Source organism: Arthrobacter sp. CAN_C5 (assembly GCF_017875735.1).
Lineage (GTDB): Bacteria > Actinomycetota > Actinomycetes > Actinomycetales > Micrococcaceae > Arthrobacter_D.
On record NZ_JAGGMZ010000001.1, the window covers coordinates 3,093,934 to 3,108,298 of the forward strand.

General features: G+C 65.1%; 14 protein-coding genes. 9 read left to right on the forward strand and 5 right to left on the reverse strand.

The window, feature by feature from the left end; all coding sequences use genetic code 11:
* Positions 1-114: 114 nt before the first annotated feature.
* Positions 115-1,044: a mycothiol conjugate amidase Mca gene (gene mca / locus H4V95_RS14445; RefSeq protein ID WP_196867776.1), complete on the reverse strand. Its 930-nt coding sequence runs from the start codon at positions 1,042-1,044 to the stop codon at positions 115-117.
* 68 nt (positions 1,045-1,112) lie between these two features.
* On the opposite strand from mca, the gene H4V95_RS14450 reads away from it, so the two are divergent.
* Both H4V95_RS14450 and greA read left to right on the forward strand, forming a co-directional pair.
* Positions 1,113-1,559, forward strand: coding sequence for a DUF4307 domain-containing protein (locus H4V95_RS14450; protein WP_196867777.1), 447 nt, complete (start codon positions 1,113-1,115; stop codon positions 1,557-1,559).
* 256 nt (positions 1,560-1,815) lie between these two features.
* Positions 1,816-2,313, forward strand: coding sequence for a transcription elongation factor GreA (gene greA, locus H4V95_RS14455; RefSeq protein WP_196867778.1), 498 nt, complete (start codon positions 1,816-1,818; stop codon positions 2,311-2,313).
* A gap of 9 nt (positions 2,314-2,322) precedes the next feature.
* Here the strand turns inward: greA and H4V95_RS14460 are convergent, their stop codons facing one another.
* Genes H4V95_RS14460 through H4V95_RS14470 form a run of 3 tightly spaced genes read right to left on the reverse strand, consistent with a single transcriptional unit; the run spans position 2,323 to position 5,413 of the window.
* On the reverse strand, positions 2,323-2,919 hold the full coding sequence (locus H4V95_RS14460; RefSeq protein ID WP_196867779.1) for a rhomboid family intramembrane serine protease: 597 nt from the start codon (positions 2,917-2,919) through the stop codon (positions 2,323-2,325).
* Between the two features lie 2 nt (positions 2,920-2,921).
* A complete protein-coding gene (gene ilvA / locus H4V95_RS14465) occupies positions 2,922-4,175 on the reverse strand; it encodes a threonine ammonia-lyase (protein WP_196867780.1) in 1,254 nt (417 codons plus the stop codon).
* On the reverse strand, positions 4,172-5,413 hold the full coding sequence (locus H4V95_RS14470; RefSeq protein ID WP_196867781.1) for an AI-2E family transporter: 1,242 nt from the start codon (positions 5,411-5,413) through the stop codon (positions 4,172-4,174). The genes ilvA and H4V95_RS14470 overlap by 4 nt, the downstream gene beginning before the upstream one ends.
* 152 nt (positions 5,414-5,565) lie before the next feature.
* Here H4V95_RS14470 and H4V95_RS14475 point away from each other — a divergent pair, with 152 nt between their 5' ends.
* The 3 genes from H4V95_RS14475 to galK are packed head-to-tail and all read left to right on the forward strand — an operon-like array spanning position 5,566 to position 8,650.
* Complete coding sequence (locus tag H4V95_RS14475) at positions 5,566-6,375, forward strand: DeoR/GlpR family DNA-binding transcription regulator (RefSeq protein WP_196867782.1); 810 nt, start codon at positions 5,566-5,568, stop codon at positions 6,373-6,375.
* Positions 6,372-7,499 carry a galactose-1-phosphate uridylyltransferase gene (galT, locus tag H4V95_RS14480; RefSeq protein WP_209730921.1) on the forward strand — a complete coding sequence of 376 codons (1,128 nt, stop codon included), beginning with the start codon at positions 6,372-6,374 and terminating at the stop codon, positions 7,497-7,499. Before H4V95_RS14475 ends, galT begins: the two co-directional genes overlap by 4 nt.
* Entirely contained in the window at positions 7,496-8,650 is a 1,155-nt protein-coding gene (galK, locus tag H4V95_RS14485) for a galactokinase (protein ID WP_196867784.1), read from the forward strand. Before galT ends, galK begins: the two co-directional genes overlap by 4 nt.
* 86 nt (positions 8,651-8,736) lie before the next feature.
* On the opposite strand, the gene H4V95_RS14490 is transcribed toward galK, so the two are convergent.
* Entirely contained in the window at positions 8,737-9,627 is an 891-nt protein-coding gene (locus H4V95_RS14490; RefSeq protein ID WP_196867785.1) for a Bax inhibitor-1/YccA family protein, read from the reverse strand.
* A gap of 272 nt (positions 9,628-9,899) precedes the next feature.
* Between H4V95_RS14490 and H4V95_RS14495 the strand changes: the two genes are divergently transcribed.
* From H4V95_RS14495 to H4V95_RS14510, 4 genes are read left to right on the forward strand one after another with little or no spacing between them, the layout of a single operon-like run.
* Complete coding sequence (locus H4V95_RS14495) at positions 9,900-11,252, forward strand: branched-chain amino acid ABC transporter permease (RefSeq protein WP_196867786.1); 1,353 nt, start codon at positions 9,900-9,902, stop codon at positions 11,250-11,252.
* Between the two features lie 11 nt (positions 11,253-11,263).
* The gene (locus tag H4V95_RS14500; protein ID WP_196867787.1) at positions 11,264-12,244 is read left to right on the forward strand and encodes a branched-chain amino acid ABC transporter permease; all 981 of its coding nucleotides are present in this window, start codon (positions 11,264-11,266) and stop codon (positions 12,242-12,244) included.
* A complete protein-coding gene (locus tag H4V95_RS14505; RefSeq protein ID WP_245345723.1) occupies positions 12,241-13,419 on the forward strand; it encodes an ABC transporter ATP-binding protein in 1,179 nt (392 codons plus the stop codon). Before H4V95_RS14500 ends, H4V95_RS14505 begins: the two co-directional genes overlap by 4 nt.
* Positions 13,416-14,156: an ABC transporter ATP-binding protein gene (locus H4V95_RS14510; protein WP_196867788.1), complete on the forward strand. Its 741-nt coding sequence runs from the start codon at positions 13,416-13,418 to the stop codon at positions 14,154-14,156. Before H4V95_RS14505 ends, H4V95_RS14510 begins: the two co-directional genes overlap by 4 nt.
* Positions 14,157-14,365 lie beyond the last annotated feature (209 nt).

Sequence of the window (14,365 nt, forward strand, 5' to 3'; positions counted from 1 at the left end):
CGGCCTCAGCCCGTCCTCTTGATCGGGAGTGGGGCTCACGGCAGACGCCAGGTTGAGCAGGTAATTCACAATGCACCACTTTCAGGGGAACGACGGGCCACAGGCCAGACCTACCTATTCTATGCCCGCGAAGAAGTCAGCTTCGGGCAGTGTGGATTCCACCCGGGAGTGGATCAGTGAGTAGTCTTCCCAAGGCCAGACCTGACGCTGCAGGTCGGAGGAAACGGCAAAAAAGAAGCCCTCCGGGTCAACCTGGGTGCGGTGGGAGCGCAGCGCACGTTCGCGATGTTCGAAGAATTCGCCGCACTGGATCTGGGTCGTGGTCTCGTGGGTTGGCGCCGGGGCCTGATGGCCCTCGGAATCGGCTTCCAGCCAGGCCGCGATCCGCTCCGCATAAGGCGACTTCAGGCCGGCCCGTTCCAATGCAACGTGGAGTGCGTGAAACCGTTCGGGGTTGAAGGCGCGATCGTAGTACAGCTTGGAGGGCGACCAGGCATCCCCGGTTCCCGGGTACCGGTCGGGGTCGCCGGCCGCGTGGTAGGCCTCGACTGCCACCTTGTGGGCCATGATGTGATCCGGATGTGGGTACCCACCGTTTTCGTCGTAGCTCAGAATGACGTGCGGGCGGAATTCCCGGATCAGTTTCACCAGGGGCGCCGACGCGCGCTCCAGGGGCTGCAGCGCAAAGCAGCCGAAAGGTAGCGGCGGCAGCGGGTCGCCCTCGGGCAGGCCCGAGTCGGTGAAGCCCAGCCAGCGCTGGCTGATGCCCAGCTCGCTGGCGGCCTGCGCCATTTCCAGACGACGCAGCCCTGCCAGGTCACGCAGTGCGTGGGCTTCACCGGCAACCTTTTCGTTGAGGATGTCTCCGCGCTCCCCGCCGGTGCAGGTGGCAACCATGACCTCGACGCCGTCGGCCGCGTATCGAGCCATAGTTGCCGCGCCCTTGCTCGACTCATCGTCGGGGTGGGCGTGGACTGCCAGCAGACGGTAGCCCTGGCCCGGTGCGGACGCGCTGGATGATGGGGTGTTTTCCGGGCTGGGCAACGACTGCTCCTGTGGTTTTGGTTAATCGCTTTAGGCGATAAATTCTGGCGGGGATAAAATGGTGTGTGATGGATACCAACCAACCGCCAGTATCAAGAGTAGCCAATCGCTACGGCACCCCCAAGCCGGGATTGTCGCGCCGAACCTGGAAGCGGTTGATCTGGATCACCCTGGGTGTCGCGGTGCTGGCCACGGCCGTATTCAGTGTGCAGACGGCCATTCCTGAGGTGTCGAGCAAGGACGTGGGCTTCAACATCCAGGACGCTGGGCGTGCAAGCGTCGACTACGAGATCACGAAGGCCCCCGAGACCGCCGTGCAGTGCGCCATCCAGGTGCTCAGCGAGACCTACGCCGTGGTGGGCTGGCAGGTGGTCGAGATCGGCCCCAACAGCACCGACGAAGGCACCGACGGAGGCCGGACCACCGCGCACCGCACTCTCCTGAGGACCGAGGCCATCGGCGTATCCGGGGGCGTCAACGCCTGTTGGGTCCTCGAGGGGACACCTTCGCCGTAGCCTGTCCGCCACGGCCGAAACGTCTCGTTTTCACTACATTTCCGGGGCGACCCCCCTGCCCTACCTTGGGTTATCCTCACGAAGCCGACTACACTGGGGGCAATACGTTCGGCTCTCCCCTACCGGTGATCAACGGTGTATGTGGTCATCCAAGGGTGGAGCCTTTATTTGTTGCTAAGCCTGCTTACATCTCGTTGTGCAGGCTGTCACCATGCCGGAGCCTCCCGTATGTCGGGTTCCGGACATAGCTAAGGAGATGCCCGTGTCCACCAACAGTGCACCTGTCGCATGGCTTACCCAGGAGTCCTACGATCGCCTCAAGGCTGAGCTTGAGCATTTGTCCGGCCCCGGCCGGACCGAGGTGGTTGCCCGCATTGAGCAGGCCCGCTCCGAGGGGGACCTGAAGGAGAACGGTGGCTACCATGCCGCCAAGGAGGAACAGGGCAAGTCCGAGGCCCGCATCCGTCAGCTCACCGCCCTGCTCGAGAACGCCCACGTCGGCGAAGCTCCCGAGGACAACGGCATTGTGGAGCCGGGCATGCTGGTCCACGCCAGGATTGCCGGCGACGACTCCACCTTCCTGCTGGGCAGCCGCGAGGTAGCCGGGGATACCGACATCGATGTGTACAGCGAAAAATCACCGCTAGGCGCCGCCATCCAGGGCAAGAAGTCCGGTGACAAAGTCGCCTACACGGCCCCGAACGGCAAGTCCATCGAGGTTGAGGTCCTTTCGGCCAAGCCCTACGTCGGCTGAGCCAGCACCCTAGCGCCCACTTGACTGCCGACGGCGGTCCGTCCCCTCCGGGGCGGGCCGCCGTTTCAGTACCAGGGCCGCGAGCAGTCCGCCGAGCGCACCGAACAGGTGCGCCTGCCAGGAGACGTTGGACCCTGGCGAGGGAAGGACTCCCCACAGGATGGAGCCGTACATGAGGAACAGCACTCCGGCCAGCAGGATCTGGCGCAGGCTGCGGTTGTAGAAGCCGCGGACAATCAGGTAGGCGAACAGGCCGAACACTACCCCGGAGGCACCGATGGTGAGGCCTCCGCCGAAGATCCAGACGCCAATCCCTGAGCCGAGCCAGCTGGCGGCGACCGCGACGGCGAACCGCCTCGCCCCCTCCAGGAAGGTCAGGAACCCCAGCACCAGGAGCGGAAAGGTGTTGCTCACCAGGTGTCCCACGCCCGCGTGGAGCAGCGGGGCGAACAGGATGCCGTCCAGCCCCTCCAGCTCCCGTGGGTCGATGCCGAGCCAGCCGACCAGACGTGTCCCGGTCAGGACATTGACCAGGTGGATGGCCCACAGCAGCGCCGCGAAGAGCCCCACCGTCAGCAGCCCCGTGCGTGCTCGTCTGGCGAGCATACTCAGCCTTCGATAACCATGGGCTGGAATCCTTCGGCCCGCAGGTTCCCGAGGATGAGTTCGCAGTGCTCCTCGCCCTTGGTTTCCATGTTGATGGTGATTGCCACGTCCCCCATGCTGATCGAACCGCCCACCCGGGTGTGGTCGACGCCGGTGACATTCGCGTCCGACTCGGCGATGATGCGGGAAATGGTGGCCAGGGAGCCGGGCCGGTCGTCCAGGAGCATCCGCACCACCAGGTACCTTCCCGCCGCAGCGAGCCCGCGCTGGATGACCTTCAGCATCAGCATCGGGTCGATGTTGCCGCCGGACAGGATGACCGCGGTGTTTCCGGGTGAGGCACCGTTCTCGGTCAGTTTTCCGTCGAGCAGGGCCGCCACTCCCACAGCTCCAGCAGGCTCCACCACCATCTTTGAGCGCTCCAGCAGGAAGATCAGTGCTCGTGCCAGCGAATCCTCGGTGACAGTGACAACATCGTCGACCAGTTCCTTGATGATGGAGAACGGCAACTGGCCAGGCCGGCCCACGGCAATGCCGTCGGCGATGGTGGATACCTTGGTCAATGGCACCAGCGCGTCGGCTGCCAGCGACGGCGGGTAGGCCGCGGCGTTCTCGGCCTGCACCCCGATGATCCGGATTTCACGGCCCAGCTCCCGCGCCCGGGCCTTCACCGCGACGGCGACGCCGGCCAGCAGCCCACCGCCGCCCACCCCCATGAGGATGGTGTCGACGTCGGGCACCTGCTCAAGGATCTCCAGGCCGATGGTTCCCTGCCCCGCCACCACGTCGACGTTGTCGAACGGGTGAACGAACACGGTGCCGGTCTCCTCCGCGTACCGCTTCGCTTCGGCCAGCGCCTCATCGACGTTGTGCCCGTGCAGGACCACCTCGGCGCCGTGGCCGCGGGTGGCTGCCAGCTTGGGCAGGGCGACCCCCAATGGCATGTAGATCCGCGCGGTGATGCCGAGCCGCGCGGCCGCCACGGCCACGCCCTGGGCGTGGTTACCGGCGGACGCGGCGACGACTCCGCGGTCCTTCTCCGCATCGGACAGGCGGGCCATCCTGACGTAGGCTCCGCGGATCTTGAACGAACCCGCGCGCTGCAGGTTCTCGCATTTCAGTGACACGTTGGCACCGATCAGCCGCCCCAGCGCCCGTGACTCCTCGATGGGGGTGCGGGCGATGACGCCGTCGAGTAGTTTCTGCGCGGCCTGCACGTCGTCGAGCGTCACCGCGAGGTCCAATAGCTCAGTCACTGGTCGGCCTTTCGTGCCTCAGGGGGGATGGAATGTTCAGGGGTGTCGTTGTGGGGCGGTTCGCCGGGCGGTTCAGGGAGCCCGCCCGGCGGAGGCGGCACCCCACCCACCGCAGGGTCGGTCTCCCAGGAGCGCCCGGCAATATAGCGGACCACCGTATTCACCACCGCCAGCAGCGGCACCGAGAAGAGCGCGCCGGGAATCCCCGCGATCAGGGTTCCACCAGCCACCGCCAGCACTACTGCGAGCGGGTGCAGCGACACCGCGGGCCCCATGATCAGGGGCTGCAGGACGTGCCCCTCCAGTTGTTGCACCACCAGGACGATGGCCAGCATGATCAGCGCGTTGACCCAGCCGTTGGCCACCAGGGCCAGCAGCACCGCGACCAGGCCGGTGAAGAGCGCACCGACAATGGGGATGAAGGACCCCAGGAAGACCAGGACACTGAGGGGCAGGGCCAGGGGAACCCCGATCAGCGCTGCGCCGACGCCGATGCCCACCGCATCGACGAACGCGACGAGCATCTGCACCCGGACATAATTGGCCATCGACGACCAGCCGCGGCGCCCGGCACCGTCCACCGGCGTCCGCGCCACACGGGGCATCAGGCCGACGACGAACCGCCAGATCCGCTCGCCCTCCAGCAGGAAAAAGATGAGGGCAAAGACGGTCAGCAGGGCGCCGGCCCCGAAGTGGCCCGCACTGCTTCCCAGCGAGATCACTCCCGTGACGATGCTTCCACTATTGTTCTGGACGGCACCCGTCACTTCTTCGATGAACTGGTCGATCTGGAGGGTGGTCAGTCCCAGCGGTCCGTCCGATAACCACGACTGGATCTGGCGGATCCCTTCCAGCGCCTCATCCCAAAGATCGGCAAGGCCCAACGCCAGCTGCCGTCCCGCGAGGGTGGCCATGCCACCCACCAGCCCCAGGAACGAGACGACGGTGACCGCGACCGCGAGCCCGTTGGGAACCTTCGCCTTCCGCAGTAGATTCATCACGGGCAGGAGCAGGCTTGCCAGCAAGCCGGCCAGCAGCAGCGGGATGATGAGCAGCGACACGTGGCCGAGGAGCCACACCAGCACCCCGCCCACCAGCACAATCAGCCCTACCCGCCACGCCCACGCCGCCGATAGGCTCAGCGCATAGGGAACGTCCCCTGAGCGGTCGCGCCCAGGCACTGGCCGCGGGGCGCCCTGAAGGTCCGCCGGGACCTTCCACTGAGCGGGGCGATTCATGCTGTCATCCTTCCACACCTTGCCGACCATCAGGCATTGAGTCGGCGGGCCTCCCGCGCTTGTTACGCGGTTCCTGGCCGGGGGGTTCCTGTCCACTCCAATAATCGGATATGTTTGACTTTGTTCGAAAAAGTTACTTTTGGGAGAGATGGATGCTGGCCGCCGAGCGACGGGACGCAATAGTTGCCGAACTGGTGACCAGTCCTGCCGTCCGTGTGACCCGGCTTGCCCAGCAGTTCGACGTGTCAGAAATGACCATCCGCCGTGACATTGACGCACTGGAGGCGGCGGGGGTGCTGACCCGCGTCCATGGTGGTGCCACCCGGCCGCAGACGCTCAGCGCCGCCGAACCCGGCTTCTCGGCCAACACCGGCCGGCAGCGCGAGGCGAAGAAGCAGATTGCGCTGGCGGCGAGTCGGCTGATTACCCCCGGCATGACCATCTCCCTCACCGGGGGAACCACCGTCTACCAGCTTGCCGCCCTCCTACCGGACCTCGGCCCACTCACGGTGCTCACCAACTCGCTGCCGGCGGCCGAGCTGCTCAACGGTTTCGCCGCCCAGGACCGCGGCCGTAACCTCAGCGTGTTCCTCACCGGCGGGGAACGCTCCCCCTCGGAGGCGCTGGTCGGTCCGCTCGCCACCGCCACGGTTGGTCTGTTAAACGTCGATCTCTGCTTCATGGGGGTCCACGGGGTCGACGCCACCGCCGGCATTACGACGCCGAACCTGGCCGAGGCGGAAACCAACCGCGCGTTCGCCCGCCAGAGCGCACGCCTGGTGGTCCTCGCTGACTCCACCAAGATCGGCGTCGTGGCCCTGGCCCAGATCGTCGACCTGACCGAGCTTGAATGCCTTGTCACCGCGGGCGACTCCGTCGGCCCGGATCATCTCACCCAACTCGAGCTTCACACCACCGTGCTCACTCCCGACACCCTCACCTCCAAGGAAACCCACCCATGACCCTGGTCACCCCCACCCGGCTGTCTGACGGCCGCGAGCTGATCTACTTCGACGCCACCGCCCAGGCGGCCGCCCTCCACCGCGATCATTCAGCCGTTGCCGACACCCGGGACCTCCCCGCCCGGGGTGCCACCGGCGATGCCCGCTTTGACGCCCTGACCGGGGAATGGGTGGCCGTCGCCGCGCACCGACAGTCCAGAACGCACCTGCCGCCGGCCGACCAGTGCCCCCTGTGCCCGACCACGGCCGGTAATCTGTCCGAAATCCCCGCCCCGGACTATGAGGTGGTGGTGTTTGAGAACCGTTTCTCCTCGTTCGGTCCTTCGCTCGGCGCCCTGCCAGCGGATGCCGGCTGGGGAACCACCGCTCCTGCGCACGGTCGCTGCGAGGTCGTGGCCTTCGACTCGGCCCACGAGGGTTCCTTCGGGTCGCTGGCACCCGAGCGTGCCAGGACAGTGATTGACGCGTGGGCGCACCGGACGGAGGCACTGTCCGCCCTGGACGGGATCCGTCAGGTTTTCTGCTTCGAGAACCGCGGCGCTGATATCGGGGTCACCCTGCTGCACCCCCACGGCCAGATCTACGCCTACCCCTTCATTCCGCCCCGCTCGGCGGTGATGGCCCGCGCCGCGCGGGCCCATTTCGACGCCACCGATGGCCGGGAAACCCTGCTGGCGGGCATGCTGAAGGCCGAACGGGATTCGGGCGAGCGGATGATCATCGAAGGCAAGCACTTCAGCGCCTTCGTCCCGTTCGCTGCGCGCTGGCCGCTCGAAGTCCACCTGGTACCGCACCGGCAGGTCGCGGATCTCGCCGCGCTGACCGACCCGGAGCGCGACGAGCTCACCACCGTCTACCTGGACCTGCTGGGACGGGTGGACCGCCTCTACTCCACCCCCAGCCCGTACATCGCCGCGTGGCATCAGGCACCCCTTGATCCGCTGCTGCGACCGGCCAGCCGTCTGCACCTGCAGCTCACCTCGCCCCGCCGGGCCGAGGACAAACTGAAGTTCCTGGCCGGCTCCGAGGCTGCGATGGGCGCATTCATCAACGACACCACCCCTGAACTGGTCGCGGACAACCTTCGCAACGCCGTCGGGACAACTGCAAAGGACCTGCCATGACCGGCCCCACCCAGGATTTAGCCACCGCTTTCGCCCACCGGTTCGGCTACGAACCGGCAGGGATCTGGTCCGCTCCGGGCCGGGTCAACCTGATCGGTGAACACACCGACTACAACTCGGGTTTTGTGCTGCCGTTCGCCATCAACCACTCCACCCTGGTCGCCGCGGCGACACGGCAGGACCGGACGGTGAGGGTGGCGTCCACCCTTGGCGAGGGTGCCGAGGTCCAGGTGGACCTCGATGGGCTGCAACCGGGCAGCGTCGACGGGTGGGCTGCCTATCCGGTGGGAGTGCTGTGGGCGCTGGAGCAGGCGGGGCACCAGCTCCCCGGGTTTGACCTGTTGATCGACTCGAATGTGCCGGTGGGTGCGGGGCTCTCCTCGTCGGCGGCGATTGAATGCGCCGTCGCGGTGGCGGCGAACGACCTGGTGGACGCCGGGCTCTCGGCGTCCGAGCTGGCTCTGGTGGGCCAACGGGCGGAGAACGACATGGTCGGTGCCCCCACGGGCGTCATGGACCAGACGGCGTCGCTGCGGGGCCGTGCAGGTCATGCGGTATTCCTTGACTGCCGCAGCCTGGAATCGGAGCTGGTGCCGTTCCCGCTGCAGGAGGAAGGGCTGACACTGCTGGTCATCGATACCCGGGTGAGCCATTCGCATTCGACCGGCGGCTACGCGGACCGGCGGAAGTCGTGTGAGCGGGGAGCAGAACTGATGGGGGTAGCGTCCCTGCGCGACCTGAAGATCGCCGACCTTGCGGCGGCCGCCGGAATCCTCGATGAGGAGACCCTGCGGCGGGTCAGGCACATCGTGACCGAGAACGAGCGGGTGCAGGACACGGTCAAGGTTCTCGCCGACAAGGGGCCGGCCGCCATCGGTCAACTGCTCGATGTGAGTCACTCCTCGATGCGGGACGACTTTGAAATCTCCTGCGCCGAGCTGGACCTCGCCGTCGACACGGCGCGGGCCAACGGGGCGCTCGGCGCCAGGATGACCGGTGGCGGTTTTGGGGGCTCGGCTATCGCGCTTACGCCCACTGACGACGTCGACCGCGTCACCACAGCCGTGACCGAGGCGTTTGCGGCGGCAGGCTATCTGGCACCGTCGATCTTCGCGGTGCTTCCCGACGACGGGGCCCGGCGCATCGCCTGACCTTGAGTGTCACAGCAAAAGGGACCCGCAGCAGTCGCTGCGGGTCCCTTTTTGGGTGGTGCGTCGGTCGTGAGAGACCGGTGAGGCTACTCGCTCCCCCGGAGGATAGCGATGATGCGGATGAACTCGATGTACAGCCAGATCAGGGTCACGGTGAGACCGAAGGCTGCGGTCCAGGAGTACTTCTGGGGGGCGCCGTTCCGGACGCCGTCGCTGATCGAGGTGAAGTCGATGACCAGCGAGAAGGCGGCGAGGCAAATCGCGAAGACGCCAATGACGAGGCCCCAGGGGATGCCATTGTCGAACCCGAACATACCCTCCGTGCCCGGAATACCTGCTCCGCGGATCCCGAACATGCTCTCGGTTACGCCGAACAGCATCAGCCCGAGGTTAACCAGGCTAAACAGTGCGTACCCAATGATTGCGACCATGAAGATCTTCATTGCCTTAGGGGTCGCACGGACCTTACCGCTGCGGAACAGCACCAGGGTGACAGCGAAGACGGTCAGTGTGCCGAGGAGGGCCTGCAGCGCGATGTTGGGGAACTGCGCCTCCAGGATCATGGTGAGGCCGCCGACGAACAGACCCTGCAGGAAGGCGTAAGCAAGGATCAGCCCGGGAACCGGCTCGCGCTTGAAGGCGTTGACCAGGCCAAGCACCAGACCGCCGATCATGCCGACAATCATCAGCGGCATGACGAGGCCGGGAAGCAGGAAGGCCGGGACAGCTGCGCCCACGAGGACGACGCCGATCGAGAGGACCGTCTTGACAATCACGTCATCGAAGGTCATCCGTCCCATCTGGGAGGGGCCAGCTGACGGCTGGTTGTAGAGGTCTTCCATCTGCGTGGTGCTCATTGCGCTCTGGCCTGCAAGCGCCGTCGAACCGTACCCGGCAGGTGACCCTGCCGGGTTGTTGCCGCGAGCAGCGGTACGGAAGTTCTTTCCGTTGAATACCGGGTTACCGCCAAGTGCCATGTGAACTAGTCCTCCATCGGGGGATGATATGCGTGTGTTTAACCTTACCAATGTCAACGGTTTACGGATCATTTTGTTCCCTAGGCAGCACCGGGCGGGGCTGAGTTGTTACCCAATCGCTACCAGCCGGTAGCCGTTTCGGTATCCGGTGAAACATGGCGCGGGTAACATGAACTCACACTCGGTGACATGTGTCACAAGACACGTGCCCGCAAGCCGTCCCTATCCCGCCGAATCCTCAGGCGGGGCAGCCCCATAGCGAGGTTCATAACTTGATAACCCGACCGACGCCTGCGTGGATCAGGAGGCTGCTGGTTTTTGCGACCGGGCTCATAGCCGTCCTGCTACTCAGCGCCCCTGCTGCCCAGGGTTACCACCCGGGCACCCCCGCCGCACCCAGCGCGGTGGCATCGTCGTCTCTTCCCGCCGGCCAGATCGTGGCCCAGGAGTTTTCCGATCGCATCAGCGGTGTTCTTCGCAACGCAGACGGGCCGCTCCCGGATGTCACCATCTCGGTTTCGGGCAACGGGTTCGACGGCGAGACCACCTCGGCAGCCAACGGATCCTGGTCGGTCGGTGTGCCGGAGCAGGGCGCCTATGAGGTGACCCTTGAGGTGGACACCCTCCCCGGGGGAGCAGCCCTCGCCGAGGGCCAGGCCAACCCCCGGACGGTGACCTTCGCGGGTACCTCGAATGTCACCACCCTCTTCCTGTTCGGCGAGGGAATCGTTACCAACACCACCAGTTTCTGGGACACGCTCGCCGAGCGGACCCTGGCTGGTCTCAGCTTCGGCCTGCTGCTCGCTCTGAGCGCCGTCGGACTGTCACTGATCTTCGGCACCACCGGCCTCACCAACTTCGCACACGGCGAGATGGTCACCTTCGGAGCAGTTGTCGCGTTCGGTTTCGCTGCCATCGGGCTACCCATCTTCGTCGCCATACCGTTGGCGGTGGTTGCCGGCGCGCTCCTCGGCTGGGTGCAGGATGCCGGTCTATGGAAGCCCCTGCGCCGGCGCGGCACCGGTCTGGTCCCCATGATGATTGTCAGCATCGGGTTGGCACTGGCCCTGCGGTACATCATCCAGTTCAACTTCGGTGGTGCCACCCAGCAGTTGCCCGGCGCGCAGAGCGCCCGCCTGGACTTCGGTCCGGTGTCCATCTCGCAGAACAACCTCAACTCGCTGCTGATCTCCCTGGTGATCATCCTGCTGGTCGGGTTCCTCCTGCTGCGTACCCGGCTTGGCAAAGCCACCCGTGCCGTCTCGGATAACCCGGCACTGGCGGCAGCCTCGGGCATCGACGTCGACCGGGTCATCCGGATCGTATGGATGGTCGGCGGGGCACTGGCTGCCCTCGGCGGCATCCTCTGGGCGTACTACCGTCCCGGTGTCTCCTTCAACATGGGCCAGCAGATTCTGCTGCTGATTTTCGCCGGCGTCGTGCTCGGTGGACTCGGCACGGTGTTCGGCGCCCTGATCGGCTCGATCATCGTGGGATTGTTCGTCGAAATCTCAACCATCTGGCTGGAGGCGGACCTGAAATACGTAGGAGCGCTCCTGATCATGATTCTGGTTCTTCTGTTCCGGCCGCAGGGTATCCTCGGCCGTAAAGAGCGCGTCGGTTAGGGGCTCACATCATGGATTTCGGAAATATTCTTGCACTCGCCTTCGGCGAAATGATCAGCCCAACCACCGCTGCCTACGCCCTTGCGGCACTCGGTCTGGCCGTCCACTTCGGCTACGCTGGCCTGCTGAACTTCGGCCAGGCCGGCTTCATGGCAGTGGGTGCCTACGGGTACGCCATCTCCACCCTCACGTTCGGCGTTCCCCTCCCTGTCGCCGTCCTCGTCGCGCTGACCGCTTCGGTGTTGTTCGCGCTCATCCTGGGCATCCCGACCCTGCGTCTGCGCGCCGACTATCTGGCTATTGTCACGATCGCCGCGGCGGAGATCGTCAGGTACATCGTCACCACCAATGGCCTCACCGACGTCACCGGTTCGGCCAACGGACTCGCCAACTTCGAAAACGGCTTCTTCGCGTTGAACCCGCTCGCCCCGGGGTCCTACAACGTGGGTCCCATCTCCATGAATGAGCGGGACCTGTGGATCAGGATTGTCGGCTGGACCATCGTGGCACTGGCCTGCCTGACCATCTGGCTGCTGATGCGCAGCCCGTGGGGCCGGGTCCTGAAGGGGATCAGGGAGGACGAGAACGCTGTCCGTGCCTTGGGTAAGAACGTGTATGCCTACAAGATGCAGGCACTGGTCATCGGTGGTCTGCTCGGCTCCCTGGCAGGCATGATCTTCACCCTCCCCCGTGGAGCGGTGCAGCCAGCCAACTACGCCACCGAGCTCACGTTCTTCCTGTACACCTGTCTGCTGCTGGGAGGGATGGCGACGGTTCTCGGACCGGTGATCGGCGCCATGATCTTCTGGGTGGTGCTGTCCCTGACCCAGGGGCTGCTGTATGGCGCCATTGAAATCGGAGCCATCACGTTCCTGTCCAACGTCCAGGCAGGGCAACTGCGGTACATCCTAGTCGGCGTCGCGCTGATGCTGCTCATGGTGTTCAGACCCCAGGGCGTCCTGGGTAATAAGAAGGAGCTGGCGTTCGCATGACCGAACCACGAGAGACGCAGGCAATCGACTACATGACCGATTCCCGCGACATCACCACCGGCGAGACCGGGCCGGGGTGCCGGAAGAGGGATCCGATTCTGGTTGCGGAAAAGGTGACCCGGCAGTTCGGCGGGATGAACGCCGTCGACGTCGACTACCTCGAGGTCCCCCGCAACAAGATCACCGCCCTCATTGGACCAAATGGTGCAGGGAAGACCACCCTGTTCAACCTGTTGACTGGGTTCGACACCCCTAACAGCGGGCAATGGCGTTTCGACGACAAAAGCATTGCCGGCGTGCCGTCCTACAAGGTGGCCCGGATGGGAATGGTCCGCACCTTCCAGCTGACCAAGGTGATGGGCAAGCTGACAGTGATGGAGAACATGCGCCTCGGGGCGACCGCCCAGCCGGGTGAGAGCCTCGCCCGCGCGCTGTTCAAGGGCCTCTGGGGCAAGCGGGAGAAGGAGATCACCGAGCAGGCGGATGTCCTCCTGGCGAAGTTCAAGCTCGACGCGAAGAAGGACGACTACGCGGCGTCGTTGTCCGGTGGGCAGCGCAAACTGCTCGAAATGGCGCGCGCGCTGATGGTCAAACCAGTTCTGGTGATGCTCGATGAGCCGATGGCCGGGGTCAACCCGGCACTCACCCAGTCCCTGCTGGATCACATCAAGAACCTCAAGGCCGAGGGCATGACCGTGCTGTTCGTGGAGCACGACATGCACATGGTCAGGCACATCGCCGACTGGGTGGTGGTGATGGCCGAGGGCAAGATCGTCGCTGAAGGGCCTCCGGAAGTAGTGATGAAGGACAAGGCAGTGATCGACGCCTACCTCGGCGCACATCACGACGTCGACCTGGGCGATTCCCAGGGCGTCGAGATGCTCGAAGTGGAACTCGCCCAGGACAAGGAGTCGGTGGTTGGTACCGCCGACGCCGGCATCCTCGCCCATCCCGGCGGCGCTCACGCGGACGGTGGTCCTTTGGACAGTGGTCCTGGGGATAGTGATGCTACAGGCGGTGCTCATGCGGCTGGCCCTGCGGATAGTGGTCCTGCTGGCGGTGCTCACGGGGCAGGGCCCGAGGGTGGACGCCCGGACACGACCGGCCCTTCCACCCGCGGCGCGCATGCAGCGAGTCCAGATACAGCACCGGATGACAAGGAGACCCGACCATGAGCGAGGACAACAGCACATCGGTAGTGAAGGTCACCGATCTGGTGGCCGGGTACCTGCCAGGGGTCAACATCCTCAACGGCTGCAGCATCGAGGCGCGCTCCGGGGAGCTGATTGGCATCATTGGACCCAATGGTGCCGGCAAGTCGACGCTGCTCAAGGCCATGTTCGGACTGGTGAAGGTCCATTCAGGCACCGTGGTGGTCAGGGACAGGGACATCACCGGTCTCAAAGCGAACAAGCTGGTCAGCCAGGGCGTGGGCTTCGTGCCCCAGAACAACAACGTGTTCGCGTCGCTGACCATCGAGGAGAACCTTGAGATGGGCATGTACCAGCGCCCCAAGGACTTCAAGAAGCGGTTCGAGTTTGTGGCTGACCTGTTTCCCGAGCTCGGAAAGCGGCGTGCCCAGCGGGCTGGGTCGCTTTCCGGTGGTGAGCGCCAAATGGTGGCGATGGGTCGGGCGCTCATGATGGATCCCGCGGTACTCCTGTTGGATGAGCCGTCTGCCGGCCTGTCCCCCGTCAAACAGGACGAGACGTTCCTGCGGGTGCACGAGATCAACCGCGCTGGAGTGTCGGTGATCATGGTCGAGCAGAATGCTCGCCGGTGCCTCCAAATCTGTGACCGGGCGTATGTCCTTGATCAGGGCAAGGACGCGTACACGGGAACCGGTCGCGAGCTGATGAAGGATCCGAAGGTGATCCAGCTGTATCTGGGGACGCTGGCGGACACCGCGTAACTGGCGGACGTCGCCTGTACCCGGGGACGCTGGCGGACACCGCTCAACTGGGATTCGTCGATGCCCGGTTTGGACCTCTTCGGAGGTCCAGACCGGGCATTTTCGCATGTGCCCCTATGCCCTTCCGTTCTCCATATTTCTCTCTCCATTCATCCCCTTCCCTCTCGGCGTCCCTCCCCTCACCCGTCCTCGTATCCCTCCCCACCGAA

What these genes read in the sequence shown, in the direction of transcription:
- H4V95_RS14450 (WP_196867777.1), top strand. Translation starts at nt 1,113, where the DNA reads ATGGATACCAACCAACCGCCAGTATCAAGAGTAGCCAATCGCTACGGC.
- greA (WP_196867778.1), top strand. Translation starts at nt 1,816, where the DNA reads ATGCCCGTGTCCACCAACAGTGCACCTGTCGCATGGCTTACCCAGGAG.
- H4V95_RS14460 (WP_196867779.1), bottom strand. Translation starts at nt 2,919, where the DNA reads ATGCTCGCCAGACGAGCACGCACGGGGCTGCTGACGGTGGGGCTCTTC.
- H4V95_RS14470 (WP_196867781.1), bottom strand. Translation starts at nt 5,413, where the DNA reads ATGAATCGCCCCGCTCAGTGGAAGGTCCCGGCGGACCTTCAGGGCGCC.
- H4V95_RS14475 (WP_196867782.1), top strand. Translation starts at nt 5,566, where the DNA reads ATGCTGGCCGCCGAGCGACGGGACGCAATAGTTGCCGAACTGGTGACC.
- galT (WP_209730921.1), top strand. Translation starts at nt 6,372, where the DNA reads ATGACCCTGGTCACCCCCACCCGGCTGTCTGACGGCCGCGAGCTGATC.
- galK (WP_196867784.1), top strand. Translation starts at nt 7,496, where the DNA reads ATGACCGGCCCCACCCAGGATTTAGCCACCGCTTTCGCCCACCGGTTC.
- H4V95_RS14490 (WP_196867785.1), bottom strand. Translation starts at nt 9,627, where the DNA reads ATGGCACTTGGCGGTAACCCGGTATTCAACGGAAAGAACTTCCGTACC.
- H4V95_RS14500 (WP_196867787.1), top strand. Translation starts at nt 11,264, where the DNA reads ATGGATTTCGGAAATATTCTTGCACTCGCCTTCGGCGAAATGATCAGC.
- H4V95_RS14505 (WP_245345723.1), top strand. Translation starts at nt 12,241, where the DNA reads ATGACCGAACCACGAGAGACGCAGGCAATCGACTACATGACCGATTCC.
- H4V95_RS14510 (WP_196867788.1), top strand. Translation starts at nt 13,416, where the DNA reads ATGAGCGAGGACAACAGCACATCGGTAGTGAAGGTCACCGATCTGGTG.